This window comes from Salmonella sp. 32020114201800008SM, assembly GCF_017572025.1.
In the GTDB taxonomy this organism is placed as follows: Bacteria; Pseudomonadota; Gammaproteobacteria; order Enterobacterales; family Enterobacteriaceae; genus Salmonella; species Salmonella enterica.
Map to the genome: position 1 here is coordinate 143,548 of NZ_JAGEQM010000002.1, position 24,527 is coordinate 168,074.

At 47.8% G+C, this 24,527-nt stretch carries 26 protein-coding genes, 1 tRNA gene and 5 pseudogenes; 13 read left to right on the top strand and 19 right to left on the bottom strand.

The window, feature by feature from the left end:
• Positions 1–270: 270 nt before the first annotated feature.
• Positions 271–1,176, top strand: coding sequence for a YjiK family protein (locus J4613_RS06645; protein WP_001268202.1), 906 nt, complete (start codon positions 271–273; stop codon positions 1,174–1,176).
• 294 nt (positions 1,177–1,470) lie between these two features.
• On the opposite strand, the pseudogene J4613_RS22600 reads toward J4613_RS06645, so the two are convergent.
• Positions 1,471–1,602, bottom strand: a pseudogene (locus J4613_RS22600) (hypothetical protein); the annotation flags it as partial.
• 118 nt (positions 1,603–1,720) lie between these two features.
• Positions 1,721–1,820 (bottom strand): annotated as a pseudogene (locus J4613_RS22605) (hypothetical protein); the annotation flags it as partial.
• Positions 1,821–1,839: 19 nt separating this feature from the next.
• On the opposite strand from J4613_RS22605, the gene J4613_RS22610 reads away from it, so the two are divergent.
• Positions 1,840–2,022, top strand: coding sequence for an ATP-binding cassette domain-containing protein (locus J4613_RS22610; RefSeq protein ID WP_001527266.1), 183 nt, complete (start codon positions 1,840–1,842; stop codon positions 2,020–2,022).
• Here J4613_RS22610 and rtsB read toward each other — a convergent pair.
• The 3 genes from rtsB to J4613_RS06665 form a co-directional block, all read right to left on the bottom strand.
• The gene (gene rtsB / locus J4613_RS06655; RefSeq protein ID WP_001269916.1) at positions 2,015–2,302 is read right to left on the bottom strand and encodes a transcriptional regulator RtsB; all 288 of its coding nucleotides are present in this window, start codon (positions 2,300–2,302) and stop codon (positions 2,015–2,017) included. The two genes, J4613_RS22610 and rtsB, sit on opposite strands and share 8 nt — an antisense overlap.
• Complete coding sequence (locus J4613_RS06660; protein ID WP_000921676.1) at positions 2,299–3,174, bottom strand: AraC family transcriptional regulator; 876 nt, start codon at positions 3,172–3,174, stop codon at positions 2,299–2,301. Before J4613_RS06660 ends, rtsB begins: the two co-directional genes overlap by 4 nt.
• Before the next feature lie 265 nt (positions 3,175–3,439).
• Positions 3,440–3,661: a hypothetical protein gene (locus tag J4613_RS06665; protein WP_021001044.1), complete on the bottom strand. Its 222-nt coding sequence runs from the start codon at positions 3,659–3,661 to the stop codon at positions 3,440–3,442.
• A gap of 116 nt (positions 3,662–3,777) precedes the next feature.
• Here J4613_RS06665 and J4613_RS06670 point away from each other — a divergent pair.
• Positions 3,778–4,660: pseudogene (locus J4613_RS06670) on the top strand (IS3 family transposase).
• 337 nt (positions 4,661–4,997) lie between these two features.
• Positions 4,998–5,999 (top strand): DUF1202 family protein, encoded by a 1,002-nt coding sequence (locus J4613_RS06675; RefSeq protein WP_022544691.1) that lies wholly within the window; start codon positions 4,998–5,000, stop codon positions 5,997–5,999.
• Positions 6,000–6,087: 88 nt separating this feature from the next.
• Here J4613_RS06675 and J4613_RS06680 read toward each other — a convergent pair.
• The 3 genes and pseudogenes from J4613_RS06680 to J4613_RS22620 all read right to left on the bottom strand — a co-directional run.
• A pseudogene (locus J4613_RS06680) lies at positions 6,088–7,133 on the bottom strand (IS256 family transposase).
• Between the two features lie 142 nt (positions 7,134–7,275).
• A complete protein-coding gene (locus J4613_RS06685) occupies positions 7,276–8,028 on the bottom strand; it encodes a non-specific acid phosphatase (RefSeq protein WP_045900437.1) in 753 nt (250 codons plus the stop codon).
• Between the two features lie 90 nt (positions 8,029–8,118).
• Positions 8,119–8,205, bottom strand: a pseudogene (locus tag J4613_RS22620) (porin family protein); the annotation flags it as partial.
• Positions 8,206–8,602: 397 nt separating this feature from the next.
• On the opposite strand from J4613_RS22620, the gene J4613_RS06690 reads away from it, so the two are divergent.
• Positions 8,603–8,659: a hypothetical protein gene (locus J4613_RS06690; RefSeq protein ID WP_286097283.1), complete on the top strand. Its 57-nt coding sequence runs from the start codon at positions 8,603–8,605 to the stop codon at positions 8,657–8,659.
• Positions 8,660–8,738: 79 nt separating this feature from the next.
• Here J4613_RS06690 and J4613_RS06695 read toward each other — a convergent pair.
• From J4613_RS06695 to aspA, 6 genes are all read right to left on the bottom strand, one after another.
• A tRNA-Phe gene (locus J4613_RS06695) sits at positions 8,739–8,814 on the bottom strand.
• A 115-nt stretch (positions 8,815–8,929) separates the two neighbouring features.
• On the bottom strand, positions 8,930–9,505 hold the full coding sequence (locus tag J4613_RS06700) for a transcriptional regulator (RefSeq protein WP_020839678.1): 576 nt from the start codon (positions 9,503–9,505) through the stop codon (positions 8,930–8,932).
• A 36-nt stretch (positions 9,506–9,541) separates the two neighbouring features.
• Positions 9,542–11,245 carry a protein-disulfide reductase DsbD gene (locus tag J4613_RS06705; RefSeq protein WP_080231482.1) on the bottom strand — a complete coding sequence of 568 codons (1,704 nt, stop codon included), beginning with the start codon at positions 11,243–11,245 and terminating at the stop codon, positions 9,542–9,544.
• Positions 11,221–11,568, bottom strand: a complete 348-nt coding sequence (cutA, locus tag J4613_RS06710) for a divalent cation tolerance protein CutA (RefSeq protein ID WP_000887832.1) — start codon at positions 11,566–11,568, stop codon at positions 11,221–11,223. The genes J4613_RS06705 and cutA overlap by 25 nt, the downstream gene beginning before the upstream one ends.
• 120 nt (positions 11,569–11,688) lie before the next feature.
• A complete protein-coding gene (gene dcuA / locus J4613_RS06715; protein ID WP_000637595.1) occupies positions 11,689–12,990 on the bottom strand; it encodes an anaerobic C4-dicarboxylate transporter DcuA in 1,302 nt (433 codons plus the stop codon).
• 114 nt (positions 12,991–13,104) lie between these two features.
• Positions 13,105–14,541, bottom strand: coding sequence for an aspartate ammonia-lyase (gene aspA, locus J4613_RS06720; protein ID WP_000069440.1), 1,437 nt, complete (start codon positions 14,539–14,541; stop codon positions 13,105–13,107).
• Between the two features lie 340 nt (positions 14,542–14,881).
• On the opposite strand from aspA, the gene J4613_RS06725 reads away from it, so the two are divergent.
• Entirely contained in the window at positions 14,882–15,358 is a 477-nt protein-coding gene (locus tag J4613_RS06725; RefSeq protein ID WP_001267291.1) for an FxsA family protein, read from the top strand.
• 58 nt (positions 15,359–15,416) lie between these two features.
• On the opposite strand, the gene yjeH is transcribed toward J4613_RS06725, so the two are convergent.
• On the bottom strand, positions 15,417–16,658 hold the full coding sequence (gene yjeH, locus J4613_RS06730; protein ID WP_079984143.1) for an L-methionine/branched-chain amino acid transporter: 1,242 nt from the start codon (positions 16,656–16,658) through the stop codon (positions 15,417–15,419).
• A gap of 275 nt (positions 16,659–16,933) precedes the next feature.
• Here yjeH and J4613_RS06735 point away from each other — a divergent pair, with 275 nt between their 5' ends.
• The 3 genes from J4613_RS06735 to J4613_RS06745 all read left to right on the top strand — a co-directional run bounded on the left by J4613_RS06735 (position 16,934) and on the right by J4613_RS06745 (position 19,514).
• A complete protein-coding gene (locus J4613_RS06735; protein ID WP_000027827.1) occupies positions 16,934–17,227 on the top strand; it encodes a co-chaperone GroES in 294 nt (97 codons plus the stop codon).
• 43 nt (positions 17,228–17,270) lie between these two features.
• Positions 17,271–18,917 carry a chaperonin GroEL gene (gene groL / locus J4613_RS06740; RefSeq protein WP_000729126.1) on the top strand — a complete coding sequence of 549 codons (1,647 nt, stop codon included), beginning with the start codon at positions 17,271–17,273 and terminating at the stop codon, positions 18,915–18,917.
• A gap of 243 nt (positions 18,918–19,160) precedes the next feature.
• On the top strand, positions 19,161–19,514 hold the full coding sequence (locus J4613_RS06745; RefSeq protein ID WP_000558210.1) for a DUF4156 domain-containing protein: 354 nt from the start codon (positions 19,161–19,163) through the stop codon (positions 19,512–19,514).
• A gap of 47 nt (positions 19,515–19,561) precedes the next feature.
• On the opposite strand, the gene J4613_RS06750 is transcribed toward J4613_RS06745, so the two are convergent.
• Positions 19,562–20,419 carry a YjeJ family protein gene (locus J4613_RS06750; RefSeq protein ID WP_111742509.1) on the bottom strand — a complete coding sequence of 286 codons (858 nt, stop codon included), beginning with the start codon at positions 20,417–20,419 and terminating at the stop codon, positions 19,562–19,564.
• A gap of 281 nt (positions 20,420–20,700) precedes the next feature.
• Positions 20,701–21,729, bottom strand: coding sequence for an EF-P beta-lysylation protein EpmB (epmB, locus tag J4613_RS06755; protein WP_017441214.1), 1,029 nt, complete (start codon positions 21,727–21,729; stop codon positions 20,701–20,703).
• A gap of 40 nt (positions 21,730–21,769) precedes the next feature.
• On the opposite strand from epmB, the gene efp reads away from it, so the two are divergent.
• The 3 genes from efp (at position 21,770) to ecnB (ending at position 22,785) form a co-directional block, all read left to right on the top strand.
• The gene (gene efp, locus J4613_RS06760; protein WP_000257282.1) at positions 21,770–22,336 is read left to right on the top strand and encodes an elongation factor P; all 567 of its coding nucleotides are present in this window, start codon (positions 21,770–21,772) and stop codon (positions 22,334–22,336) included.
• A gap of 60 nt (positions 22,337–22,396) precedes the next feature.
• Entirely contained in the window at positions 22,397–22,531 is a 135-nt protein-coding gene (locus J4613_RS06765; RefSeq protein WP_001670700.1) for an entericidin A/B family lipoprotein, read from the top strand.
• 107 nt (positions 22,532–22,638) lie between these two features.
• On the top strand, positions 22,639–22,785 hold the full coding sequence (gene ecnB / locus J4613_RS06770) for a lipoprotein toxin entericidin B (protein ID WP_000239598.1): 147 nt from the start codon (positions 22,639–22,641) through the stop codon (positions 22,783–22,785).
• Between the two features lie 30 nt (positions 22,786–22,815).
• On the opposite strand, the gene J4613_RS06775 is transcribed toward ecnB, so the two are convergent.
• Positions 22,816–23,403 carry a LuxR C-terminal-related transcriptional regulator gene (locus J4613_RS06775; RefSeq protein WP_000912957.1) on the bottom strand — a complete coding sequence of 196 codons (588 nt, stop codon included), beginning with the start codon at positions 23,401–23,403 and terminating at the stop codon, positions 22,816–22,818.
• Positions 23,404–23,658: 255 nt separating this feature from the next.
• On the opposite strand from J4613_RS06775, the gene sugE reads away from it, so the two are divergent.
• Positions 23,659–23,976 (top strand): quaternary ammonium compound efflux SMR transporter SugE, encoded by a 318-nt coding sequence (sugE, locus tag J4613_RS06780; protein WP_000118469.1) that lies wholly within the window; start codon positions 23,659–23,661, stop codon positions 23,974–23,976.
• A gap of 16 nt (positions 23,977–23,992) precedes the next feature.
• On the opposite strand, the gene J4613_RS06785 is transcribed toward sugE, so the two are convergent.
• Positions 23,993–24,526, bottom strand: coding sequence for a lipocalin family protein (locus J4613_RS06785; protein ID WP_001221670.1), 534 nt, complete (start codon positions 24,524–24,526; stop codon positions 23,993–23,995).
• Between the last annotated feature and the right edge of the window lies 1 nt (position 24,527).

Genomic DNA, 24,527 nt, shown 5'->3' on the forward strand with positions numbered 1-24,527 from the left:
AGCAATAGCAGATCAAATTGCGGTGTTACATCTCATTAATTATCACTTTTTGTCATTTGCCCTGCATACAGGGGCGAATTTGCAGACGTACTATTTAAATAATTAGCCGAAACTACCCTCCTCTTGATTATGTCAATTTACAAAAAGGGTACGTTAGTGATTAAAATCGGGCTTTTTGTGATAACCCTCACTATTTCATTTTGCCTATGCTAATGGCGCTCGCCATAACCGAATAACGATTCTATCGGACATCGGCTTTATTTTTAAGAAATGCGTTACGACATCAGTCGTGACGCGATCTGCTATGGATTTTTTATGAGATTACTAAAACGCGTTATTGTGGTTGTACTCTTGGGCGTGATTTTATTTATGGTCAGGGACGATATACGCTATGTTTATCAACTGATCCTCAAATATGGTGATAAACCCTCGGCGCTAGCACTGAGTAGCTATAAAGCGGTTATTCAGCAAAAACCAGTCGCAGGAGTTAAGAGTAACCTTTCAGGTTTGACCTACTCCGCCGAAGACAGGATGCTTTTCGCCGTTATTAATAATCCCCCTGAACTGGTCTGGTTAACGACAGAAGGGCAGCTGGTAGGGCGGATGCCGCTCCAGGGCATCCACGACCCGGAGTCTATTGCATGGAGTGGGGGCAACCAGTTCCAGATAGGCAGTGAGAAAGATGGCGCGGTTTATAAAACACAGGTGGATATTCAGCGCGGCACCATGCAGATAATCTCCATGGTGAAGCTTGAGGGTTATGACAAAGCAAAAAATAAAGGGCTGGAAGGTACGGCATGGGATGCGAAAAATGAGAGATTATATGTCGCAAAAGAAAGAAAACCCATTATGATCAAAGAAGTAGAGATGAGCAAAAATGGTATCACCAGAGCGTTGCCTTCTGCCATCACTGCAAGTGTGAGCGATGTCTCCGGACTTGAATACCATGCCCCAACGGATTCGCTGCTGGTGTTGTCGGACGAGTCAAAAATGATTCTGGAGGTCAGTTCCGAGTGGCGGGTGCGCGATCGATTGTTCCTGACGGCGGAGTGGTCAGGGCTCAGAGATGATATCCCCCAACCAGAAGGGATTGCCATGGATAATGAAAATAATTTGTATATTGTGAGTGAACCAAATCTGTTTTATAAATTTTCGTGTGATATACAGAATGACTAAAATCTATTTTTACTGTCACAGTATGCTAAAACAGAACAAGGTTATTAATACCATGATTTGACGATTGCTTGATTCGTTGATTCATTGTTGGGGATATTTATGTTTTACTTACCTCAGTAGCGGATTACTTTGTGGTGTAGCGTAACGGTAATTGTCCTCCTCATATTTGCGGCAGCGTAGTCTGCCGCTTTTTTTTATAAATTAACTCTCTCTGTAATAATTAACAGACAATAAATATTATTCTGTTTTTTTCAGCAGGCCTCCGAAGAGGCCTCGCATAGTGATGTTTAGTTATCAGGCATAATATTCTTCATCAACACTTACCGAATGCCATGTCGCCTCGCTAAGCGAAATCATTTCATCTACGCCGGAACTCTTGTTAACCGGGTTTTCCGTCGGCGATGTGCCTGTAAATGTTCCACTGGCGATGGCGCTATTCCCGGCGGGATCGGTGGCCGTAATGATGTACTGATTCTCCCCCCCCCCCCCGACAGAATAGCGGATTGCGGAACAGAAACATGCCAGTTACCGGTATCGTTATCAACACTGGCGGAGTAGAGTCGATCGTCAGCCAGCCGATAGACAGCGAAGAATTACCCCATAGCGTTTGCGGAACGAACACTGATTGAACAGCTTTCATTCACTGCTGTTCCCGGAGATTTTATGGGTATTATCGGTACATCAGGTTCAGGTAAATCTTCTTTAATCAAAGCACTATCAAATTCCAGTCATTGTTATACGGGAACAGTTAAATTAAACAACGTAGATATCACACCGATCTCTGAAGATGATATCCAGAATTGCCTTGCCTATCACTTTGGCAACATTTTAGAAAAAATTACGTAATATCGACTGATATGTAAAACTCATTCAGCATCAAATGGATTAATTCAACATCAGTAGTAATATCCATTTTTTTATAGGCTGATCTCTTTTGTGTTGAAATCGTTTTTATATTTCGATCTAATAAATTTGAGCAACTTTTAACAGATAATCCTGCTGCCACGTAATAAATGACTTTTTTCTCGCTCAATGTTAGGTCGAATTTTTTAGCGAGCAACAGAATCCCATCTCTTATATTAATATGTTTTGCTTTGTTCTTATACTGCATTGTCAGATATCTCAATTAACATATTGATGACGAGAGGAAGATAAGAACGCTAAAAATTCCGATGGTGTAGTTTTGAAGTGTTTTTTAAAAACGCATGTAAAATAAGAAGCACTATCATAACCACACATATAAGCCACTCGGGTAATATTATATTCACTATTGCGTAGAAGTTTTGTCGCTTTATTCATTCGCGCATTAAGGTAAACTTCGCTGAATGAGGTGTTCTCTTGTTTCAATTTCCTTTTTAATGTGGAACAACTCATATAGAGTGAGTCAGAAATATCCTTGAGCGCCCATTTTCGACTTATGTCGCTTATAATAATATTATAGATATTTTCGGCTAATGTATTTTGCGATAGTTCTCTAAAGAGGGCAAATGCTTCAGGTTCATAGATGAACTCTGAAAGTAGAAATCTTATTAAATATTCCTTTTTATCTTGGGATAATTTCTGGCTTTTATTTGAAGAGTGTAAAAGGTTGAATACTCTTGCTACGCCTGTTTCTATTGGCGCTAACAGATGTTTTGTCGTCGGTTTTGTTAATGGGGCCGAAAAGTCTGCATGTTCATACAGAAAAAAATTATAAGCATTTTTTATTGACGCAGAATCTAATTCAATTAAATTATAATTTAACTGTTCATGAGTCTCTTCCATAGTGATATGAATAGTTTGATCTTTAGCTAAAAATATTAACATTGGCCCTGATGCCGTAATATACTCCCCGGACGATGTCGTAATTGAAATTTTACCCGTGGTGAGCTTGATGAGTACGGACTGCAGTAAATTTAATCCCTGAAGTGATAAGGATTTCCTCTGCCAGTTTTGCGCTGATTGTAAACATTCAATGCTCCCCACCTGGACAGGTGAGGGATTAAATACTTTTAGCATGATAATTTCCTTTTATTAAATGTGCGTGTAAATCAAAAATTATTCTGAAAAATATTTCAAAAGAAAACTAATATATAGCTATATAATTATTTGCGAACTTAAGGTATCAGGTGGCGATCTTTTCATTTTCTATGGGAAATGCTATTTTATATTGCATTTCTACATATTATAGTATCGTTAAAAAACTATGTCGCGTATAAAAAAAAGATGGAAATTTACAAGAATTGGCTCATGTTATTATCAATTTATCTCTTTAAAATTTGAATTAAGTAATAATTGCCTTTAATCTTTTAGAGAATAGCTCTTTAATTTCATGGAGGTAGTTAGCATGAGGTATAAGATCTGATGTTAATTTGTGATAAGGTTTATCCTGGATGTAAATATTAACGCTCTCGGCCAGGAAAGGCATACAACGCGGTAAATATATACTGCGGCGGGTAGACGGTGTAGCGATATCCGGAAGTTTGAGGGGAGGGGAAACATTCAATCGTATGGTTGGCTTTATGAAAAACGGTGTAACACGTTATTGAGGTTCTTTGATCTTACCCAGCAATAGTGGTCACGTGACTAAGTGAGTAAACTCTCAAGCAAGAGGTGACTCATATGAAAAAACCAGCATCAACCACCAAAAAGCCACGCAAGCAGCACACGCCTGAATTTCGCAGGAAGCCCTGAAACTGGCTGAACGCATTGGGGGGGCCGCTGCCGCCCGCGAGCTTAGCCTGTATGAATCACTGCTCTACAACTGACGAAGCAAACAGCAAAATCAGCTCTCTTCTTCTGACCGCGAACAGGCGATGCCCGCAGAGATCGCCCATCTAAAACGTCCACTGGCAGAAGGGGATGAGGAACTGGCCATTCTCCAGAAGGCCGCGGCATACTTCGCGAAGCGCCTGAAATGAAGTATGTCTTCATCGAAAAACATCAGGCTGAATTCAGTATCAAAGCCATGTGCCGTGTACTTCAGGTTGCCCGTAGTGGCTGGTACGTCTGGCATCAGCGTCGTCATCAGATAAACCAGCGTCAGCAGTTCCGCCTTGTCTGTGATAACGTCGCCCGGGAGGCATTCAGTGACGCAAACAGCGCTATGGTGCGCCACGCCTGACGGATGTATAACATAAAAACCGTGGCGGCCAGCCTGCGATGCGTTACAGATGGTGCAATGGCGGCGTAAACGACTGGGAAAGTCAGCGTGCATACAGACAGAGGTGGTCAGTACTATTCAACGGATTAGCAGCGCTTACTGAAACGACATAATCTGCGGGGGAGTATGAGCACCAGAGGCTGTTGTTATGACAATGCCTGTGCAGAAAGCTTCTTTCACACGCTGAAGGTGGAATGTATCCACGGAGAGGGCTTTGCCAGCTGGGAAATAATGCGGACAGCAGTGTTTAATGATATTGAGTGTGATTACAATCAATGGCGTCGTCACAGTGCCTGTGGCAGTCTCAGTCCGGAACAATTTGAAAACCAGAACCTTGCTTAGGGTTGTGTCCATATTACGCGGGTAGGATCAGTCCATTTCTGTAGTCTGCCTGTTGTTCTTCATCGTCAGTTGAAGTAACAGCTTTACCTCCGGCTACAGTAAGGATGATTGAAAAAATCATTTTAATGGCTTCAGCCAGCCCATTAAAAAATTGCTTTCCAACTATCTGATTTATTAGAGGTATTGTCTTTCATTAAGATAGCGAGTCCTGGTGGTTTAAAAATAAAGACACAGTATTATAATAAAAATAACACATCATTAAATATTGAATTTGCTAACTCGTTGTGTGATGCTGAAATGATTTTATTGCATATTATTAATTTCTGGGATGAATGTTATGAATGGAAAATTTTTGTGTGGTTTATTGGTTTCGCTATTAATTAGCGGATGCGGTGACGATAACACCCCTACAGAGAAAGTCTTGAAAGAACAATTTAGTAATCAATTTCATGGGCGTCTTATCCTTGATTCAATTGATATCAAGGAAACATCGGTTGATGGAAATAAGAGAACATATGCTGCTGATGGCTTACTTTCTACTGGCTACGATCTGTATACGCCAGTTGCCTCGTTAACTGATTATATTGTTGTTCAAAAATCGTGGGATAAAGGCAAAGATATTAAATTCTCAGCAACTTTGAACAGTCTTGGTAATAAAGATACTGGATGGAAAACAATATTTTCTTCATTACAAATGTCAGAAACACCAAAAGGCAATCCAATTCCTAATGTTGAAACTGACGGTAAATATATCATCATGGATGGAGCAGGTTTTGATGATAAAATAAATGCAATTAAAGATGAATATGCCAGGAAGAAATCAAAACTAAACGAATTAAATAATGATATCGCAAAAGTTAAAACTAATATATTAGTTATTAATAAAGAAATCGATGAGTATTGGGGGAAAGGGGAAGATGGAAAAACACAAAGCCGTTATTTTGTTCAGCGTGATTTGAATAAAGAGCTGGAACTCTTTAATAAAGAAAATGCTCCTTATTATTTTGAGAAGAAGTACAATGCTGAAGTTTTCGACCCAGCAATGAAGGCTCGCCGGGAAAAATTAAAGAATTACAGGTTGAGTGATTTTGATGACATAAGGGCGGAGAAACGTGCTGTATTAGAAAAACATAAAGAAGAATACTCCGTAAAATATAATGAAATTAATGAGAAGATAAAAGCGAAAATGAAGGCGCTCGATGATGGTTTACAAGAGTTGATAGCAAAGAAACGTGGTCTCATACAGCAGCAATCAACCATCTCAGACGAGATTCGCAATCTTGATTATCAATATAAAAATTGGGTAAATTTTATGGAAGAGCTAAATAAAAGAAAATAACTGACTATTATTATGAGTGATAAAAAAGAGACTGAAATCTGGTCTCTTTTTTTGAGCCTGTCAGTAATTCTATGTAACTGCTAATATATTAAAGGTGATTGCTCAGGCGGTCACCGAACTCGATAATAAAGCGACTCATCGCCAGCCGCCAGTTCTGGATCGGCATACTACATCTTTTTGATGCATCCTTGATTGCCAGATAAATAACCTTTCGTACCGAGTCATCCGCCGGGAACACTTTGCGTTTCTTAATCGCGGCACGGATCACGCTGTTCAGGGATTCGACTGCGTTTGTAGTGTAGATGGTAGATGGTCTTGCGGATATCCGGCGGATAACTGAAGAGCGTATTGAGGTTTTCCCAGTGCGCACGCCAGCTTTTGCTGATTTGCGGATATTTCGGGAAGACGCTGTTTATCGCATCCGGGAAGCCCTTCAGACCGTCCACACAGGCAATCAGGATGTCCTGAAGGCCCCGCTTTTTCAGCTCCGTCAGCACGCTTAGCCAGAACTTTGTGCCTTCATTTCCGGACAGCCACATGCCGGCAACGCTTTCTGACCTTCGGTATTGATCCCCAGCGCAGGGAAAACTGCTTTGTTTATCACACTGCCATTCTGATGAACTTTGACAACATACAGTCCATATAAACAAAGGGATACAGCGTATCCATTTGTCGGTTTTGCCACTCAGTGACCTGCTCTTTTACGGCGTCGGTGACTTTAGATATCAGCGTTGGCGACACATCGGAGTCGTACATTTCTTTGAAGGTGGCAACGATTTCGCGGGTAGTCATGCCTTTGGCGCAGAGGGATAAAATCTGTCTGTCCATCTGCGTAATGCGCGTCTGGTGCTTCTTAATCAGCTGTGGTTCGAAGGTATTTTCACGGTCACGCGGCGTGTTCAGTTCGATCTCGCTGTTATTGCATAACACCGTTTTTGACGAGTAGCCATTGCGGGTGTTTGAGCCTGTTTTGGGCGCATTTTTCTCATACCCGGGGTGGTCAGCCAGCTCCGCATTGAGCGCTTTTTCGACGGTAAGCTTCGTCAACATGCGGGAAAAAGCATGGAGATCGGCTTCGGTTTTAAGGCCTTCAGCCACTTCAGCCGCAAGGGCTTTAAGTTTCTTTTCGTCCATAATTGCCTGTCTCTGTTGTTGGAGTGAACATATCAAAAACAGGCACTTACACAATTTTAATTACAGTCTCACGCCCGGTCGCCCCTACGCAGTTGCACTTCCTTTCATTTGCTGTGTCCAGTTTGCGGGAAGACTTTCACCTTCAGTAATTAAGTTTGGGGTGATCTTCTTTACTCAATAAATTATTTTTGTCGTTCAGCTCCTCACGGACTTTTGCCAGTGACTTCTGAAAAGCCGGGATTGTTTGCAGCCTTGCAAACTCTACTGCTCCCACATAACGGCCAGCATCAACATCACTTTGCCAGTGAGCACCACATATCACTCTGCTTTGCCCGAACTCCCATCCTCGTCTGGCGAGCTCCTGCGCGCGTTCCGGTCTGGCCTGGGATAATACTAATGCCAGAAGTGTACCATAAGCAGTATGCCCGGAAGGGTAAGAGCCATCTTTTCGCAAAGTATTCTCATCTTCAGGACGGCAGGTGGAATGATTAAATAAGACAAAGGGGCGAGTACGCATATAATATTTTTTTGCCGAAGCAGTAGCGTAGTAGCCGCCCATTTTCAGAAGATTCTGTAACATATTCCAGGTTTCAGGCGTATCTTTGGGATTAATTTTAGCACCCACTACTGGCGAGAATATTCTGGCTATATTTTCCACGCTTACATCTGCATCCTCAGCAGCTTGTTTCCATCGTGGGGAACCCTTTATCGCATAGCCCTTGAAATAAGCCTCCTTATCATAGCGGAAAGCCGGATCATCATTACCTGGCGGTGGTGGTAAGTAGAACTGACTGTTCACTGATTCTTCAGGAGAATGAAAGGGTTGCACTGTTTCTGCTGATGTATATTTAGCTACGATCAGTGGTAGAAAAAATACTAAATAACGACTTTTCATAAAGACTCACTCCGGATCAGGCAATAATAAACAGATGTAATCCTATAATGATTTATTGCAATGGTTATTCAACATACAGGTAAAAAAGCAGGACGCTGTACTGGCATTATCGTCTGTCCATACCGGACTGACTGCAGCGGACAACAGAACAATACCGGTACTTCCGGCTAACAGCATTTTGTTTAAATTTTCTCCCCGGTTGTTTTTTATCTGCGTGCCTGACTGACACGCATTAGGTTAAAATCTTTCCGTAATAACAAACTATGAATAAGTATTTTAAACTATGTGCTCTGTTACCCCGGTAACTACCATCAGTCATGATGTGCTGAGTATTAATTTATGATTATGAACAAGAGTCGGAAACAGTATTTAAGAATAAAGAAGCCGACAAAGAAAAAATGCCAAAACTGGCGAAGGGATTATTGTTTTCAGTGATGAAAAAGTTCATGGCGGAGATATTGGACTCACTTGTCGGGGTTAGCGAACCGTCAGATGAAGTGATAGGCGTTATTACTGGTAATAATCTCCCTGTAGCTAAGTAAGCTTTTGACCTTGGCCCAAAGGTGAGCGGCTGATCGACGAAGCGCTGGGCGTTGCGCCAGAGAAAATCTGGCCTTCTCGTTATAGCTAGTCAGGCCAGAGATGGGGGCTACGGATTTCCATTCCCAGAAAAGCAAAAACCCAGCCATAGGCTGGGTTTTCTGAATAAGTGGTGCCCGGACTCGGAATCGAACCAAGGACACGGGGATTTTCAATCCCCTGCTCTACCGACTGAGCTATCCGGGCAACGGGGCGCATTAAACCGTAAAGGGGCGCGGTCGTCAACGGCTTTACACGAAAAAAGTGATAAAAGCGCGCTGACTGCCTGCTTTTCAGGCAAAATGCATAAAATCAGTACCCGTCAGGTGAGCGCTCCACCCTGACGGCACTGTGCAAAACGCAGAATATCTTCCGCCAACCGCTGAGCGGTATCTACATCAGCCTGACTGCGGTTGACCAGCATTCGGCTGAGACAACCTTCCAGCACCAGCTCCATCTGCCTTGCAACCATCGCCGGATCGTCAATTTCCAGCGTGGTCAGTAGTTCATGGGTAAAATCATGTGCCGCGCGTTTTTGTTGATTAGCCAGTTGGTGAATAGGATGGGTTGGATCGGGATAAAACGTACAGGCGGCAATGAACAAGCAACCAGGATAACGGTTATTACTGACACATTCCGAGAGCGCGCTGTAGCGTGCCAGCAGCTTTTGTTCAGCAGAAAGCTGCTCATCAAGAAGAAGCTGGCGTCGCCAGATATCTACCTGCTGACTCAGATAACGTAGCGCGTCATATAAAATGGCTTCTTTATCTGGCCAGAAACGCTGTAATGTGTCGAGTGGGCGATTTACGCGCTCCGCCACCATTTCCAGCGTAGTATCGGCTATCCCTTGCGTCTCCAGTAATTTTAGGGCTTCTCCCAGAATATCTTCACGTTGCACGGTATTCTCCTCCGTCTTTGCTTTTGCAAGTGTCGCTCACGGTTGGCGATCGTGCAAATGCGCGCTAAAGGTGGCGGCGTCCATAAAGCCGGTGACTCGCGATTGCGGCTGTTCCTGGCCTTGGGCATTAAAGAACAGAATGGTGGGCAGCCCGAGGACTTGCAGATGCTTTAACAGCGCGACGTCCTGCGCATTGTTAGCGGTGACGTTAGCCTGTAAGAGCACCGTGTCGCCGAGCGCCTGCTGGACCCGCGGATCGCTGAAGGTATACTTTTCAAACTCTTTACAGGCCACGCACCAGTCGGCGTAGAAATCCAGCATAACGGGTTTGCCTTTGGCCTGTGCCAGCGCCTGATTGAGTTCGTCCACGGTAGAAATAGCCGTGAAATTGAGGTGCGCTGGAGCTTGCGCGGATGGCGATCCGAACGCCCAATCCTGTAGAGGCCGCACGCTAATGAGCGCTGCCGCCAGCAGGATAATCTGTACGATACGCATCCACGCTCGTCTGGCCTGAAGGCTGGTGATAAAGGCCCAACCAAAGAAAGCGACGCCCAGCAGCGACCACAGACGTAAACCCCAAGCCTCGCCAATAATCCGCTCCAGTAAAAAGACCGGTAACGCGAGGATCACGAAACCAAAAGCGGTTTTAACATGCGCCATCCACGGGCCGCTTTTCGGTAGCAGGCGGTTGCCAAACACGGTGACCAGCATTAGCGGCAGACCCATACCTAATGCATACAAATACAGCGTACCGCCGCCCAGCCACATGTTGCCGCTCTGAGCGATATAAAGCAGGATCGCGCTTAACGGCGCTGTAGTACAGGGCGAGCAAATTAATCCGGCAATCGCCCCCATAACAAAAACACCGCCGGGCGAACCGCCTTGCTGACGATTACTCATTAATGTCAGCCGGGTTTGCAGTGAGGAGGGGAGCTGTAGTGTAAACAGGCCAAACATCGACAACGCAAGCAGGGTGAACACGATGGCAAGGCCGATTAACACATAAGGGTGCTGCAGCGCCGCCTGAAACTGTAATCCCGCCGCGGCGACGACCAGACCCAGTGCGGTATAGGTCAGCGCCATCCCTTGTACATAGATAAAGGCCAGCAGCAGTGCGCGCCCCGTCGACAAACGTTGTCTTCCCCCCAGGACAATACCGGAAATCAGCGGATACATGGGTAAAACGCAGGGCGTAAAGGCAATGCCGATGCCGATCAGCAGCGCCCAGAGCGCGGAAAAAGGTAGCTGGGCGGCGGGTTTTGATGTCTCACCCGTCTGGGTGACAGCAGGCGTCGGCGTGGCGTCTATTGCCGCGGTGACTTCACTTAGCGGCACCGTTTTCGTTTCCGGCGGATAACAGAATCCCGCATCGGCGCACCCCTGGTACGTTATCGTTAATGTCGCGCCAGCCGCCGCCTGGTTAACCGTTACTGGAACGTTTAGCCGCTTACGGTAGATTTCGCTTTTTCCGTAGAACTCATCTTCATGCCAGACGCCTGCCGGAAGTTGGACTGCGGCGATATCCGCTTTCGTCGGCGTGATACTGATTTGTTTACGGTAAAGGTAGTAACCCTCTTTTACCTGCCAGGAGAGGGTAAGATCGTGTTGATTTTGCTGAAAATCAAAAACAAACGCCCGGTCGGCAGGGACGAACTGCGAGCGACCCGGCGCGTCGAATAATCCGGCGAAGGCGGATGTGCTGCACAGCAGCAGGATCAGCGTAAAGATGCGTTGAGCCATGAGAGGTAATCAGTATCTCCGTGAGTAACAGGTAAAACCAGAAGTTCAGGCGTTTGATACGGGTGATGAGACTTCAGGCAGTCGATAAGCGCTTGCTGATGTGAAACGGTGGTTTTTAAGATCATTTGAACTTCATACTCCTGCTCCAGTTTACCTTCCCAGTAGTACAGCGATGTCGCGCCGGGGAGGAGGGTGGCGCAGGCGGCCAGTTTTTCCGCCAGCACTTTGGCGGCCAGATCCTGGGCGGTAGCTTCATCCGGGGCGGTACAAAGCACCACAACGGCCTCGGGGATGGAAATATCCTGACTCTTAACATCAAGCATAAACACCTCGAAAGAACAAAAAGACCCGCAAGTGAACGGTCACTATACAACGGACGAGGGCAGGATGTTAGTCAAAGGGCGGGAGAATGCGGGGCGTGATACGCCCCGCGGGTGAAACACTTACAGCATAAAGCTGCCCAGCAGGAAGCCGAAGCAGACAGCCAGAACGACGCCCAGGGTGCCTGGGATGAAGAACGGGTGGTTAAAGACGAATTTACCGATACGGGTTGTACCGGTGTCATCCATCTGTACCGCCGCAACCAGAGTCGGGTAGGTCGGCAAAATGAACAGGCCGGAAACGGCGGCGAAGGAAGCGACTGCCGTCAGCGGAGAGACGTTCAGCGCCAGCGCCATCGGCATCAGCGCTTTCGCCGTTGCCGCCTGAGAGTAGAGCAGCGCGGAAGCAAAGAAGAAGATGACGGCCAGCAGCCACGGATGGCCCTGGATGACGCTACCCGCAGTGTCTTTGATCCAGTCGATGTTAGCGGATACGAAAGTATCGCCCAGCCACGCCACGCCCAGAATACAGATACAGGCGCTCATCCCTGCTTTAAAGGTACTGGAGTTGAGGATGGCGTCAGTTTCCACTTTACACAGGATGGTGGTCAGCGTTGCGACGCTCAACATGATGATCAAAATAGCGTTGGTGGTGTTCATCAGCGGTTTCTCAACCAGGCCGAGGCTCGGACTGTTGACAATCGCATAAACAACCACGCAGATAACGCCCAGCAGGAACAGCCAGACGGAATTTTTTGCCATCGGTTTGATTTCAATCTGCTTTTCACCACGCAGTTCAATCAGCCCTTCTTCCAGACGCTTGCGGTAAATCGGGTCGTCCGACAGTTTGGAGTTGAACAGCATCGTGACCAGGAAGGACATCACCAGCACCGCCAGCAGCGTAGAGGGGATAACCACGGACAGCAGGTGAATGTAGCTAATGCCATGACCTTCCATAACAGAAGACATATACACCACGGCCGCAGAAATCGGCGAGGCGGTAATCGCAATCTGCGCGGATACCACGGCGGTCGAGAGCGGACGGCAAGGTTTGATTCCCTGCTCCTTCGCGACTTCAGCAATAACCGGCAGCGTTGCCAGGGAAATGTTCCCGGTACCAGCAAAAATAGTCAGGAAATAGGTCACAATCGGTGCGAGGATAGTGATGTATTTCGGGTTCTTACGCAGCAGTTTTTCCGTCTGGTTTACCAAATAATCCAGACCGCCCGCGACCTGCATAGCAGAGATCGCGGCGATAACCGCCATGATGATGGAAATGACATCGAATGGAATTGTCCCTGGCTTCACGCCGATGGCGGCAAGTACCAGAACACCCAGCCCACCTGCGAATCCAATACCGATGCCCCCAAGTCTGGCGCCCAAAAAGATTGCCAGCAAAACAATGATAAGTTCGACAACTATCATATTAGCCTTCCTTGTTGTTTAACAAGTTGATATTAAATTGTTGTTATTTGGTAACTTCTTGTAAGAAAAAAGGCACGTCATCGTGACGTGCCTCTTTGGTACTACCCTGTACGATTACTGTTCGCTTTCATCAGTATAACGTTTAGCTTTATAAGCCGGGTGCATCAAGTTCTGTACGGAGAAAATATCGTCCAGCTCGGCTTCCGTTAACAGGCCGCGCTCCAGCACAACTTCACGTACGCTCTTACCGGTTTCAGCACAGATTTTACCGACGATGTCGCCGTTGTGGTGGCCGATGAACGGGTTGAGGTAAGTGACGATACCGATGGAGTTATAAACGTACCCTTCGCACACTTCTTTATTCGCGGTAATGCCGTTAACGCATTTTTCCAGCAGGTTGTAGCACGCGTTGCTCAGAATGTGGATGGATTCGAACATCGCCTGACCGATAACCGGCTCCATAACGTTCAACTGCAACTGACCGGCTTCCGCCGCCATCGTAACGGTGGTGTCGTTACCGATGACTTTAAAGCATACCTGGTTTACGACTTCCGGTACTACCGGGTTCACTTTGGCTGGCATGATGGAAGAGCCCGCCTGCAGTTCCGGCAGGTTGATCTCGTTCAGGCCGGCACGAGGACCAGAAGAGAGCAAGCGCAGGTCGTTACAGATTTTGGACATCTTCACTGCCAGACGTTTCAGCGCGCTGTGAACCATAACATATGCGCCACAGTCAGATGTCGCCTCAATCAGATCTTCAGCCGGAACACAGGCGAAACCAGTGACTTCAGCCAGTTTTTTCACCGCCAGCGGAGAGTATTCTTTCGGCGTGTTCAGACCAGTACCGATTGCCGTTGCGCCAAGGTTGACTTCCAGCAGCAGCTCAGCAGTACGCTCGATGCTTTTTACTTCTTCTTTCAGCAGGATGCTGAACGCACGGAATTCTTGACCAAGCGTCATCGGTACGGCGTCCTGCAACTGGGTACGACCCATTTTCAGGATGTCCTGGAATTCAACCGCTTTACGTTCGAAACCTTCACGCAACTGGTTGATGGCATCGATCAGTTTGACGATAGAGGCGTAAACCGCTACACGGAAGCCTGTCGGATAGGCATCGTTAGTGGATTGACATTTATTCACGTGGTCGTTCGGGTTCAGGTACTGATATTCACCTTTCTGATGACCCATCAGTTCCAGCCCGATGTTGGCCAGCACTTCGTTGGTATTCATGTTGACGGAAGTGCCCGCGCCGCCCTGGTAGACATCTACCGGGAACTGGTCCATGCACTTACCGTTGTTAAGGACTTCATCACATGCGGCAATGATGGCGTTCGCCACACTCTTAGGAATGGTTTGCAGCTCTTTGTTGGCCAGCGCCGCCGCTTTTTTTACCATAACCATGCCACGCACAAATTCAGGGATGTCGCTGATTTTGTTATTGCTAATGTAGAAGTTTTCAATCGCTCTCAGAGTGTGAACACCATAGTAGGCTTCAGCTGGAACTTCCCTGGTACCCAACAGATCTTCTTCGATACGAATGTTGTTTGACATGTGAACCTTCTTTTTCAAGCTGCCAATGATTTTTACTTTAAAACACACAGGATATATGTGATTTCGAATGTTTTCTGACCGACGATTATCCCCTCCATCGGCCTGATAAACGAGATCATATGCTGGTTCAGAATTCCTACCGTAATCTGGATCACTTAAAGTGTGGGAATTTACCCCTTATTTATTATTTTGTGAAATAGGTCACCGCTTTAGTATTACTACCTAAAATAGGTGTACAAACCACTTGAAATTTTGCTACGCACCACCATATCGAATCGATGCGAATCGCAACCCCATTCAAATGGTCGTCGCAGACGGCCATGACTTACAGGAGAGTCCTTTGCGCTGGATACCCTTTTTAGCTGTCTTTCTCTATGTTTACATTGAGATTTCTATCTTTATCCAGGTCGCCCATGTGCTTGGCGTCCTGATGACGTTAATCCTGGTGATTTTTACGTCTGTTATCGGTATGTCGCTGGTACGTAACCAGGGTTTTAAAAACTTTTTGCTGATGCAACAAAAAATGGCGGCCGGTGAGAGCCCGGCGGCAGAAATGATTAAGAGTGTATCGCTGATCATCGCTGGCTTACTGCTCCTGTTGCCGGGATTTTTCACCGATTTTCTCGGCCTTCTCCTTTTGTTACCGCCAGTGCAAAAACATTTGACGCTGAAGTTGCTGCCGCATTTACGTTTTTCCCGGATGCCGGGCGGCGGGTTTAGCGCGGGTACTGGCGGTGGCGAAACATTTGACGGCGAGTATCAGCGTAAAGATGACGATCGCGATCGTATTGAACATAAAGACGATCGTCGGGATTAAAGGTAGAGATGCTGGCCGGATAAGTCGCGTGAGGCGTTATCCGGCCAACAGATACGTCTTACGCCATGCGTTTTCGCTTCGGTAAAAACAGCCATAATGCTGCCAGCATGATAATGGCATATAAGCTTTTCCACCCCAGCATTACCAGCAATAACAGGCACAGTAGACAACCCGTCACCGCCAGTGCATAGCAGCGCCCTTTCAATAGTCGACAGCCCGCCAGCATACAAAGCAGATAGAGCATAATAAAAATACCGTTAGCATAGACGATCAGCGCATTGAGGTTAATCTTCAGGGCGTAGACGACCAGGGAACTCACGCAACAACAGGCCAGAATAACGTTTAACGCGTGCAAGGGAAGGCGCCCGGGAGAGAGTTGAGCCAGATAGTGATCGGGCTGATATTGCATTTGCGTCCATATCAGACGCGCAAAACTCTGAGCATACACATTCAGGCTGGCAAAGCAGGTGAGATAACCAATAATGCAGGCTATCCACAACGCCTGGATACCGAAGAGATGAACAATAATAAGCGGTAGCGAGGCTGTTGCCGCTATCTTGTCGCTATAGACGCCAAAATGCAGCACCACGGCGGTACAGGTCCAATAAATGGCGCCGGCCAGCATCAGGCCAATGATCAATGCGCGCGGAAAATCACGTTCAGGATTTTTAAATTCAGACGACAAATGCGTAAAAGCCTCAATTCCCACAAATCCCCAGAACATGATCGCCAGGGCGGTACACAGCCGGGAAAAGGTGATTTCGTTTGCGGCTGGGAAGGTGATATCCGCAGGTTTAATCGCGCCTTTCCACAGAATGGCGGCAATAAGCGCGATAATTAATCCAGCGATAATGGCTTGCAGGTTGGCGCTGGAGCTGGCGCCGCGCGATCCCATAAACCATAGCAAACCTAGAGTACCCAGCTCCCCAAATAAGAGCTGTTCGCTTTGCCAGCCAAACAGCGCCTGGCCGAAACCCACCGCAATATGCAAGGCTGCGGGAAAACTAACAGGAATGACTGATAAAAACAGCCAACTGATCACTCGTTGCAGACGCGGGCCAAATGCCATCCCGACAAAATGCGCTACGCCGCCAGCGTGTGGAAAGTGACGCCCCAGCACAGCAAAGACAATCGCAATAGGGAAAATCAAAATAATGAGCAGCGGCCATGCCCAAAGGCTGATGTCGCCTGCCGCCAGCGCAGCCAGCTCCGGAAGCGCAAAAACGCCAGTCCCTAATAATGATGTGGTTAACAAGATAACGCCCTGAACCAACCCAAGCTCTTTTTTTAGTTCATTCATCAGCTCATTATCCGGCGGCATTGTAACGTCAGGTGACGACAGACATTTTTAAGCGTATCACACACGCCTTTTCTTATAGCAGGATGTTCTAAACCTTGGGTAAACGTGAGATAAGTAGCGTTTTTACCGCTTTTTTCGCTCAGAAGAATTTTTTTTCATCTCCCCCCTTGAAGGGGCAAAACCCCATCCCCATCTCTCTGGTCACCAGCCGGGAAACCGTTTACGGGCCGGCGTCACCCATAACTGATAATGACTTTCTCAAAGGAGAGCTATCAATGAGTATTCGTCCGTTACATGATCGTGTGATCGTCAAACGTAAAGAAGTTGAGTCTAAATCTGCTGGCGGCATCGTACTGACCGGTTCCGCAGCGGGTAAATCAACTCGTGGCGAAATCATCGCTGTCGGTAAGGGTCGCATCCTGGACAACGGTACTGTACAGCCGCTGGACGTGAAAGTTGGCGACATCGTTATTTTTAACGATGGCTACGGTGTGAAATCTGAAAAGATCGACAATGAAGAAGTGTTGATCATGTCTGAAAGCGACATTCTGGCAATTGTTGAAGCGTAATCCGCGAACGACACTGAACATACGAATTTAAGGGAAAGAGAAAATGGCAGCTAAAGACGTAAAATTCGGTAACGACGCTCGTGTGAAAATGCTGCGCGGCGTAAACGTACTGGCAGATGCAGTGAAAGTAACCCTCGGTCCGAAAGGCCGTAACGTGGTTCTGGATAAATCTTTCGGTGCGCCGACTATCACTAAAGATGGTGTTTCCGTAGCGCGTGAAATCGAACTGGAAGACAAGTTTGAAAACATGGGCGCGCAGATGGTGAAAGAAGTTGCCTCTAAAGCGAACGACGCTGCAGGCGACGGCACCACCACCGCGACCGTACTGGCGCAGTCCATCATTACCGAAGGCCTGAAAGCCGTTGCTGCGGGCATGAACCCGATGGACCTGAAACGTGGTATCGACAAAGCGGTTGCTGCGGCGGTTGAAGAGCTGAAAGCCCTGTCCGTACCGTGCTCCGACTCTAAAGCGATTGCTCAGGTAGGTACTATCTCCGCTAACTCCGACGAAACCGTAGGTAAACTGATCGCGGAAGCGATGGATAAAGTCGGTAAAGAAGGCGTCATCACCGTTGAAGACGGTACCGGTCTGCAGGACGAACTGGACGTGGTTGAAGGTATGCAGTTTGACCGCGGCTACCTGTCTCCTTACTTCATCAACAAGCCGGAAACTGGCGCAGTAGAGCTGGAAAGCCCGTTCATCCTGCTGGCTGATAAGAAAATCTCCAACATCCGCGAAATGTTGCCGGTTCTGGAAGCCGTTGCAAAAGCAGGCAAACCGCTGCTGATCATCGCTGAAGATGTTGAAGGCGAAGCGCTGGCTACCCTGGTTGTTAACACCATGCGTGGCATCGTGAAAGTGGCTGCTGTTAAGGCACCGGGCTTCGGCGATCGTCGTAAGGCGATGCTGCAGGATATCGCTACCCTGACCGGCGGTACCGTAATCTCTGAAGAGATCGGTATGGAGCTGGAAAAAGCAACCCTGGAAGACCTGGGGCAGGCGAAACGCGTTGTGATCAACAAAGACACCACCACCATCATCGATGGCGTGGGTGAAGAAGCTGCCATCCAGGGCCGTGTTGCTCAGATCCGTCAGCAGATTGAAGAAGCGACCTCCGACTACGATCGTGAAAAACTGCAGGAGCGCGTAGCGAAACTGGCAGGCGGCGTTGCGGTAATCAAAGTTGGCGCTGCGACCGAAGTTGAAATGAAAGAGAAGAAAGCCCGCGTTGAAGATGCCCTGCACGCGACCCGTGCTGCGGTAGAAGAAGGCGTGGTTGCTGGTGGTGGCGTTGCGCTGATCCGCGTTGCTTCTAAAATTGCTGACCTGAAAGGCCAGAACGAAGACCAGAACGTGGGTATCAAAGTTGCGCTGCGCGCAATGGAAGCTCCGCTGCGTCAGATCGTGCTGAACTGCGGCGAAGAGCCGTCTGTTGTCGCTAACACCGTTAAAGGCGGCGACGGTAACTACGGTTACAACGCAGCAACTGAAGAATACGGCAACATGATCGATATGGGTATCCTGGACCCAACCAAAGTTACCCGTTCTGCGCTGCAGTACGCGGCTTCTGTGGCTGGTCTGATGATCACTACCGAGTGCATGGTGACCGACCTGCCGAAAAGCGATGCTCCTGATTTAGGCGCTGCTGGTGGCATGGGTGGTATGGGTGGTATGGGCGGCATGATGTAATTGCCCACACCCTGCATCCTTCAGGCTGCAGATGCGTTGGCTAACCCCAGTCACTTACTTGAGTAAGTGACTGGGGATTAACAAACTGGCCGCCTTCCTGCAACCAGAATGATTTGGATGTTTATCTCCCAGAATTGAGAAACCCCCGGGCAGAAATGACCGGGGGTTTTTCTTTTAGTCATCTTTTTAGTATAAGATTCAGATACGGACAAAACGTCCAGCTCATTGATTATGGGGAATAACATGCACGTGAAATATTTAGCAGGGATCGTTGGCGCCGCGCTGCTGATGGCGGGTTGTAGCTCCAGCAACGAACTCACCGCTGCCGGCCAAAATGTACGCTTTGTCGAAGATAAGCCGGGCGCGGAATGCCAGCTTATTGGTACGGCAACTGGTAAACAGAGTAACTGGTTTTCAGGCCAGCACGGCGAAGAGGGTGGCTCAATGCGTGGCGCAGCGAACGATCTGCGTAATCAGGCAGCCGCGATGGGTGGAAACGTGCTGTATGGCGTAAGTAGTCCGTCACAGGGCATGTTGTCCAGTTTTGTCCCGACGGCCAGCGAGATGAACGGCCAGGTTTATAAATGTCCGAATTGATATGTCTGAATCGTAACGCCCTCTGAAAGATTCAGAGGGCGATATGGTTAGCGTTTTTCCTGCGATGACGCCATGCGTAGATTATGCAACGCGCGCATGCATTGATCTTGCGTCAGACGCGCTGCTTTACCGGTTCCAAGCGTTCTGACAAAAACCTTACACGGTTTTCCTTCCAGCTTTTTAAGACGCGGGCTGAAATTCAGCAAGCGGCGTGATATTGCTTCAGCTTCTTTAGAGCCTGACTGATTACGGGTCTTAATGATGGTGCCGCAATCATGCGATTGTCCTGCCTCATCCGTATAACGATAAACGAGCGCTAAATAATGGTTATACAGATTATGTTTCCAGTCAGGCTGGTTATAGGTATCGAATTCGATATTACCGTTTTCCAGGCAGTCAGCATCGTATAATGGTAAAAAGTCCAGCATTGAAGAAATACGCAATGCGAGCTCACGCATTTCGGCATTATTAATGGCGTGAATAATAGCCATCACCAGAACTTCAACCTGCCACTCACCGACCTGTAAATCAAGATGGCTACCATTGTGCAGCTTTAACGTAAAGGTTAATACTTTTTCTGTATTATCGCTCAACGCTAAAGATTCAACACGCTGATTAACATCGGCATTTTCCAGCTCCTCACGGAGTATTGTCGGAATATTCTCATGCATTTTAAGCACATGACTGCTTTTGGCTTTCTGGCGTTTTTCCTGCTCTTGTTCCGGAAGCGAGTGTTGTAAATAAAGCCGGTGTTCAAGGCCGATCAACAAGTCTCGCAGCGCGAGCACAGGAAAGAAAAGCAGTGTTTCTTTATTTCTCAGTGACTTCACCTTAAGCGCCAGCGCGATAAACTTATCATTGTGACGAATAACGCCGGTATTTAGTCCCTTAATCGTTAAGGCCATGTCAATTCTCCACAAATATAAAATAATTAAATGTTTTACTGCAATGTATTTGATATATAAATTGTTTATGCCGTCCTATAAAAAGGAGAACCAGTATAATTCGAAAATGCAGTACACGCTAAGCGAGTCCTAAAACGGACTTTATTGAAAAGAGAGTATCGGAAAGGTGTATTTAACGAAGGTTAGTTTATCCTCGCCAGAGGGTGAGGAGAATCGCGGGGGAATCTCCTCGTGATATTGCGCGGTAATATTTTTCGTCGTCCCTGACGCGCCCGCGAGGATTAGCACTGCCGAAGCTGTAAATCCAGCGGTGTTTTGCTCGGTTCGCCGCCGATTTCACGCGCCAGTCTTGGCACCATATAGCCGGATACCAGCGTGAGCAGTTCGCGCATGATTTGCCGGGCTTCGTCATCGGTGACCATAAAATGCGCGGCGCCCTGCACTTTATCCAGCACATGCAGGTAATAGGGCATCACGCCGGCGTCAAATAGCGCGTTGCTCAGATTCGCCAGCGTTTGCGCGTTATCATTCACGCCACGCAGCAGGACGCTCTGGTTGAGAAGCGTGACGCCCACGTGGCGCAGTTTCTTCATCGCCAGGCAGAACGCCTCGTCCACTTCATTAGCGTGGTTGATATGGTTCACCAACAAAATTTGCAGACGTGACTGGTCAAAGCGGGCGACCAGTTCGTCAGTAATGCGTGCCGGGATGACGATAGGCAACCGACTGTGGATGCGTAGCCGCTTGACGTGCTTTATGGCTTCCAGTTGCGTGAGCAGCCAGTCCAGCTCATGATCTTTCGCCATCAGCGGATCGCCGCCGGAAAAGATGATCTCATCCAGTTCCGGGTGTGCGGCGATATACTCCAGCGCGACTGTCCAGTTGCGCTTATTGCCTTGATTCTCCGCATACGGGAAGTGACGACGGAAACAGTAGCGGCAATTTACCGCACATCCGCCTTTTACCAGCAATAGCGCCCGGTTTTGGTATTTATGCAATAATCCTGGCACCACGCTGTGTTGCTCTTCCAGCGGGTCGGTGGAGAAACCGGGGGCGACAATAAATTCATCCCGGGACGTCAGCACTTGACGTAAAAGAGGATCGTCAGGGTTGCCCTTCTCCATGCGCGCAATAAAAGCGCGCGGCACGCGGAGGGCAAACAAGCGCCTGGCGTCCTGTCCTGCCCGGAGATTTTCATCAGCTTCAATCTGTAAAAGATGCAGCAGTTCGTCGGGATTGGTCACAACATCGGCAAGTTGCGCTAACCAATCTTCTCGCAATGGGGTATTTAGGGTTACAATATGCGCCATTTTGTGGCTTAGCTACCAGTTAACAATTTCAGAGGGCCTTATGGCGACTTACTATAGCAACGATTTTCGTTCCGGTCTTAAAATCATGTTGGATGGCGAACCTTATGCGGTTGAATCCAGTGAATTCGTGAAACCGGGTAAAGGCCAGGCGTTTGCCCGCGTTAAGCTGCGCCGTCTGCTGACCGGCACGCGCGTTGAGAAAACCTTCAAATCGACCGATTCCGCTGAAGGCGCGGATGTAGTCGATATGAACCTGACTTACCTGTACAACGACGGTGAGTTCTGGCATTTCATGAACAACGAAACCTTCGAGCAGCTGTCTGCAGATGCCAAGGCTATCGGCGACAACGCAAAATGGCTGTTGGATCAGGCGGAATGCATCGTAACCCTGTGGAACGGTCAGCCTATCTCTGTCACTCCGCCGAACTTTGTTGAACTGGAAATTGTTGATACCGACCCAGGTCTGAAGGGCGATACCGCAGGTACTGGCGGCAAACCAGCCACGCTGTCTACTGGCGCAGTGGTTAAAGTTCCGCTGTTCGTGCAGATTGGCGAAGTGATCAAAGTCGATACCCGTTCCGGCGAATACGTATCCCGCGTAAAATAATTTACGTTATCGGGAAAAATGGTGCAGCGTATGCTGCGCCATCCTTTTTTTCGCGCCTCAATGATGAAACGCTTTATCTGCCTTGTCGCACTGGTTCTTCTTACCGGCACATTATTAACGGCATGTAATACCGCCCGCGGCTTCGGCGAAGATATTCAGCATCTTGGCCACGCCATCTCCCGCGCAGCCAGCTAATCGCTTCTCGTCTTCCTAAAATTAGTCGATCGCCCGTCATTTTCTGGGATGTTGTCTATTATTAAGTTGCTATACACAAACAACATTGGCTAGAAAAGGAAGACATTATGGTTAAAAAGACAATTGCAGCGATCTTTTCTGTTTTGGTACTTTCCACTGTATTAACTGCTTGTAATACCACGCGCGGCGTGGGCGAGGACATCTCGGACGGTGGTAGTGCGATCTCTGGCGCTGCAACCAGAGCTCAGCAGTAATCATCAACGGTACGGCATGGCGTCGTACCGTTAATCGATTTTCTCCGGAAGCATAAGAAAGGGAGAATACCGATTATCCATATGAAGTTTCATACGGATATTACGCTTATAGGTGTAAACCGTTTTCCCGTGAATGCCAAGCGCATACGCAATCTCTTTATTGCTGGTGCCTTCCGTCCACATCGCGAGCACTTTTTCCTCCTGCGGAGAGAGCAATGGCGTGGCGCTTTCCGGCGCTTCCTGCAGTGGATGAGTATGTAGCGCTCCTTTAATTCGTTGTGCAAGCTCATGTAAAGGCGTGTGTTTAGATAACACCGCATGACTGGCATATTGCGGTCTGTACGGCATATTCCCTGACTGTAATAATACCAACGGCGTCATCCTGCAGGCGGCAAAAAATGCATTGATAGGCTGTTCGGGTAAGGCATCGTTGAGAAAACCATATAAATCAGCGATAACCAGGTGGGGCTTCCATTGCAGAATATGTTCTTTCGCCAGTATAAGGTTATTCATCCCGGATACCAGCAGTGAAGAACTGAGCACATCAGTGTGATTAAGCCAGGCCTCCATGCCCGTACGGGTAAAGTGGCATCGGTCTATCACTAAAATTTTCAACATAGTTTTTTGCACCCGGAAGTAGTAAAGCACTTTCTTTCCCAGAAGGCGTTCCATCATAGAGAACTCCTGTGGGCGCTAAATGCGAAAACTACGCGGCTTAAAAGGGCCAATTCCCGCCTTTAGACGGAAAAAAATAAAAAGGTTGAAATTCATTTTCTCTCAGGCAAGAATGGCTTTTCATCCGTATACGTTACAGGACGACCTGTAAACGCTATTCTCACCGGGGACGGCCCCATTAATTATCTGGAGCCTGCTATGTCCTGGATCATTCTATTAATCGCTGGTTTACTTGAAGTGGTATGGGCTGTCGGCCTGAAGTATACCCACGGTTTTTCTCGTCTGACCCCCAGTATCATCACCATTACGGCCATGGTTATCAGTATGGCGTTACTTTCCTGGGCAATGAAAACGCTGCCCGTTGGAACGGCGTACGCCATCTGGACCGGCATCGGCGCCGTCGGGGCGGCAATCACCGGTATCCTTCTGTTGGGCGAGTCTGCCTCACCGGCGCGTTTGCTCAGTCTTGGCTTGATCGTCGCGGGTATCATTGGGCTAAAACTCAGTGCGCATTAATTCGTCGCTGACATTGCTACGAACCTGATTGTTTTACCCAAATTAATTTATTGACGTCAAACCCCTCCCGGGTCGCGACGGCCAGCATTTGCTGTTTTATTTCCTCAGAAAGCGTTGGCGTGCGAGAGAGTATCCACAGATAGTCGCGATCCGGGCCGCACACCAGCGCATGACGGTATTCCCGGTCAAGCGCAATCACGTTATAGCCGCCGTAGAACGGGCCGAAAAAAGAGACCTTGAGCGCGGCGCGGTTTGGACTACCGGTAAAATACGCTTTGCCTTCTGTTTTTTGCCACATTCCCCGATCCGGGTTATAGCCTTTATTGATGACATTAATCCCGCCATCGTCACGCAGACTATAGGTGGCCGTGACTTGTTCCAGTCCACGTTCAAATCGATGATCGAGGCGTGCGATCTCATACCAGGTGCCGAGGTAACGTTTGGCATCAAAGTTATTTACCACGGTAACGCCTTTAGGCGGAGTAGGCGAACTACAGGCGACAACCAGAAATGCAGCCGTAACTGCAGCAACGACGGGCAGAATGCGCATA

What these genes read in the sequence shown, in the direction of transcription:
- J4613_RS06775 (WP_000912957.1), bottom strand. Translation starts at nt 23,403, where the DNA reads ATGTTGAAAATTTTAGTGATAGACCGATGCCACTTTACCCGTACGGGC.
- epmB (WP_017441214.1), bottom strand. Translation starts at nt 21,729, where the DNA reads ATGGCGCATATTGTAACCCTAAATACCCCATTGCGAGAAGATTGGTTA.
- J4613_RS06675 (WP_022544691.1), top strand. Translation starts at nt 4,998, where the DNA reads ATGAATGGAAAATTTTTGTGTGGTTTATTGGTTTCGCTATTAATTAGC.
- sugE (WP_000118469.1), top strand. Translation starts at nt 23,659, where the DNA reads ATGTCCTGGATCATTCTATTAATCGCTGGTTTACTTGAAGTGGTATGG.
- J4613_RS06645 (WP_001268202.1), top strand. Translation starts at nt 271, where the DNA reads ATGCGTTACGACATCAGTCGTGACGCGATCTGCTATGGATTTTTTATG.
- dcuA (WP_000637595.1), bottom strand. Translation starts at nt 12,990, where the DNA reads ATGATAGTTGTCGAACTTATCATTGTTTTGCTGGCAATCTTTTTGGGC.
- efp (WP_000257282.1), top strand. Translation starts at nt 21,770, where the DNA reads ATGGCGACTTACTATAGCAACGATTTTCGTTCCGGTCTTAAAATCATG.
- J4613_RS06705 (WP_080231482.1), bottom strand. Translation starts at nt 11,245, where the DNA reads ATGGCTCAACGCATCTTTACGCTGATCCTGCTGCTGTGCAGCACATCC.
- J4613_RS06735 (WP_000027827.1), top strand. Translation starts at nt 16,934, where the DNA reads ATGAGTATTCGTCCGTTACATGATCGTGTGATCGTCAAACGTAAAGAA.
- aspA (WP_000069440.1), bottom strand. Translation starts at nt 14,541, where the DNA reads ATGTCAAACAACATTCGTATCGAAGAAGATCTGTTGGGTACCAGGGAA.
- ecnB (WP_000239598.1), top strand. Translation starts at nt 22,639, where the DNA reads ATGGTTAAAAAGACAATTGCAGCGATCTTTTCTGTTTTGGTACTTTCC.
- J4613_RS06745 (WP_000558210.1), top strand. Translation starts at nt 19,161, where the DNA reads ATGCACGTGAAATATTTAGCAGGGATCGTTGGCGCCGCGCTGCTGATG.
- J4613_RS06785 (WP_001221670.1), bottom strand. Translation starts at nt 24,526, where the DNA reads ATGCGCATTCTGCCCGTCGTTGCTGCAGTTACGGCTGCATTTCTGGTT.
- J4613_RS06660 (WP_000921676.1), bottom strand. Translation starts at nt 3,174, where the DNA reads ATGCTAAAAGTATTTAATCCCTCACCTGTCCAGGTGGGGAGCATTGAA.
- J4613_RS06765 (WP_001670700.1), top strand. Translation starts at nt 22,397, where the DNA reads ATGATGAAACGCTTTATCTGCCTTGTCGCACTGGTTCTTCTTACCGGC.
- yjeH (WP_079984143.1), bottom strand. Translation starts at nt 16,658, where the DNA reads ATGAATGAACTAAAAAAAGAGCTTGGGTTGGTTCAGGGCGTTATCTTG.
- J4613_RS22610 (WP_001527266.1), top strand. Translation starts at nt 1,840, where the DNA reads ATGGGTATTATCGGTACATCAGGTTCAGGTAAATCTTCTTTAATCAAA.
- J4613_RS06685 (WP_045900437.1), bottom strand. Translation starts at nt 8,028, where the DNA reads ATGAAAAGTCGTTATTTAGTATTTTTTCTACCACTGATCGTAGCTAAA.
- cutA (WP_000887832.1), bottom strand. Translation starts at nt 11,568, where the DNA reads ATGCTTGATGTTAAGAGTCAGGATATTTCCATCCCCGAGGCCGTTGTG.
- J4613_RS06750 (WP_111742509.1), bottom strand. Translation starts at nt 20,419, where the DNA reads ATGGCCTTAACGATTAAGGGACTAAATACCGGCGTTATTCGTCACAAT.
- groL (WP_000729126.1), top strand. Translation starts at nt 17,271, where the DNA reads ATGGCAGCTAAAGACGTAAAATTCGGTAACGACGCTCGTGTGAAAATG.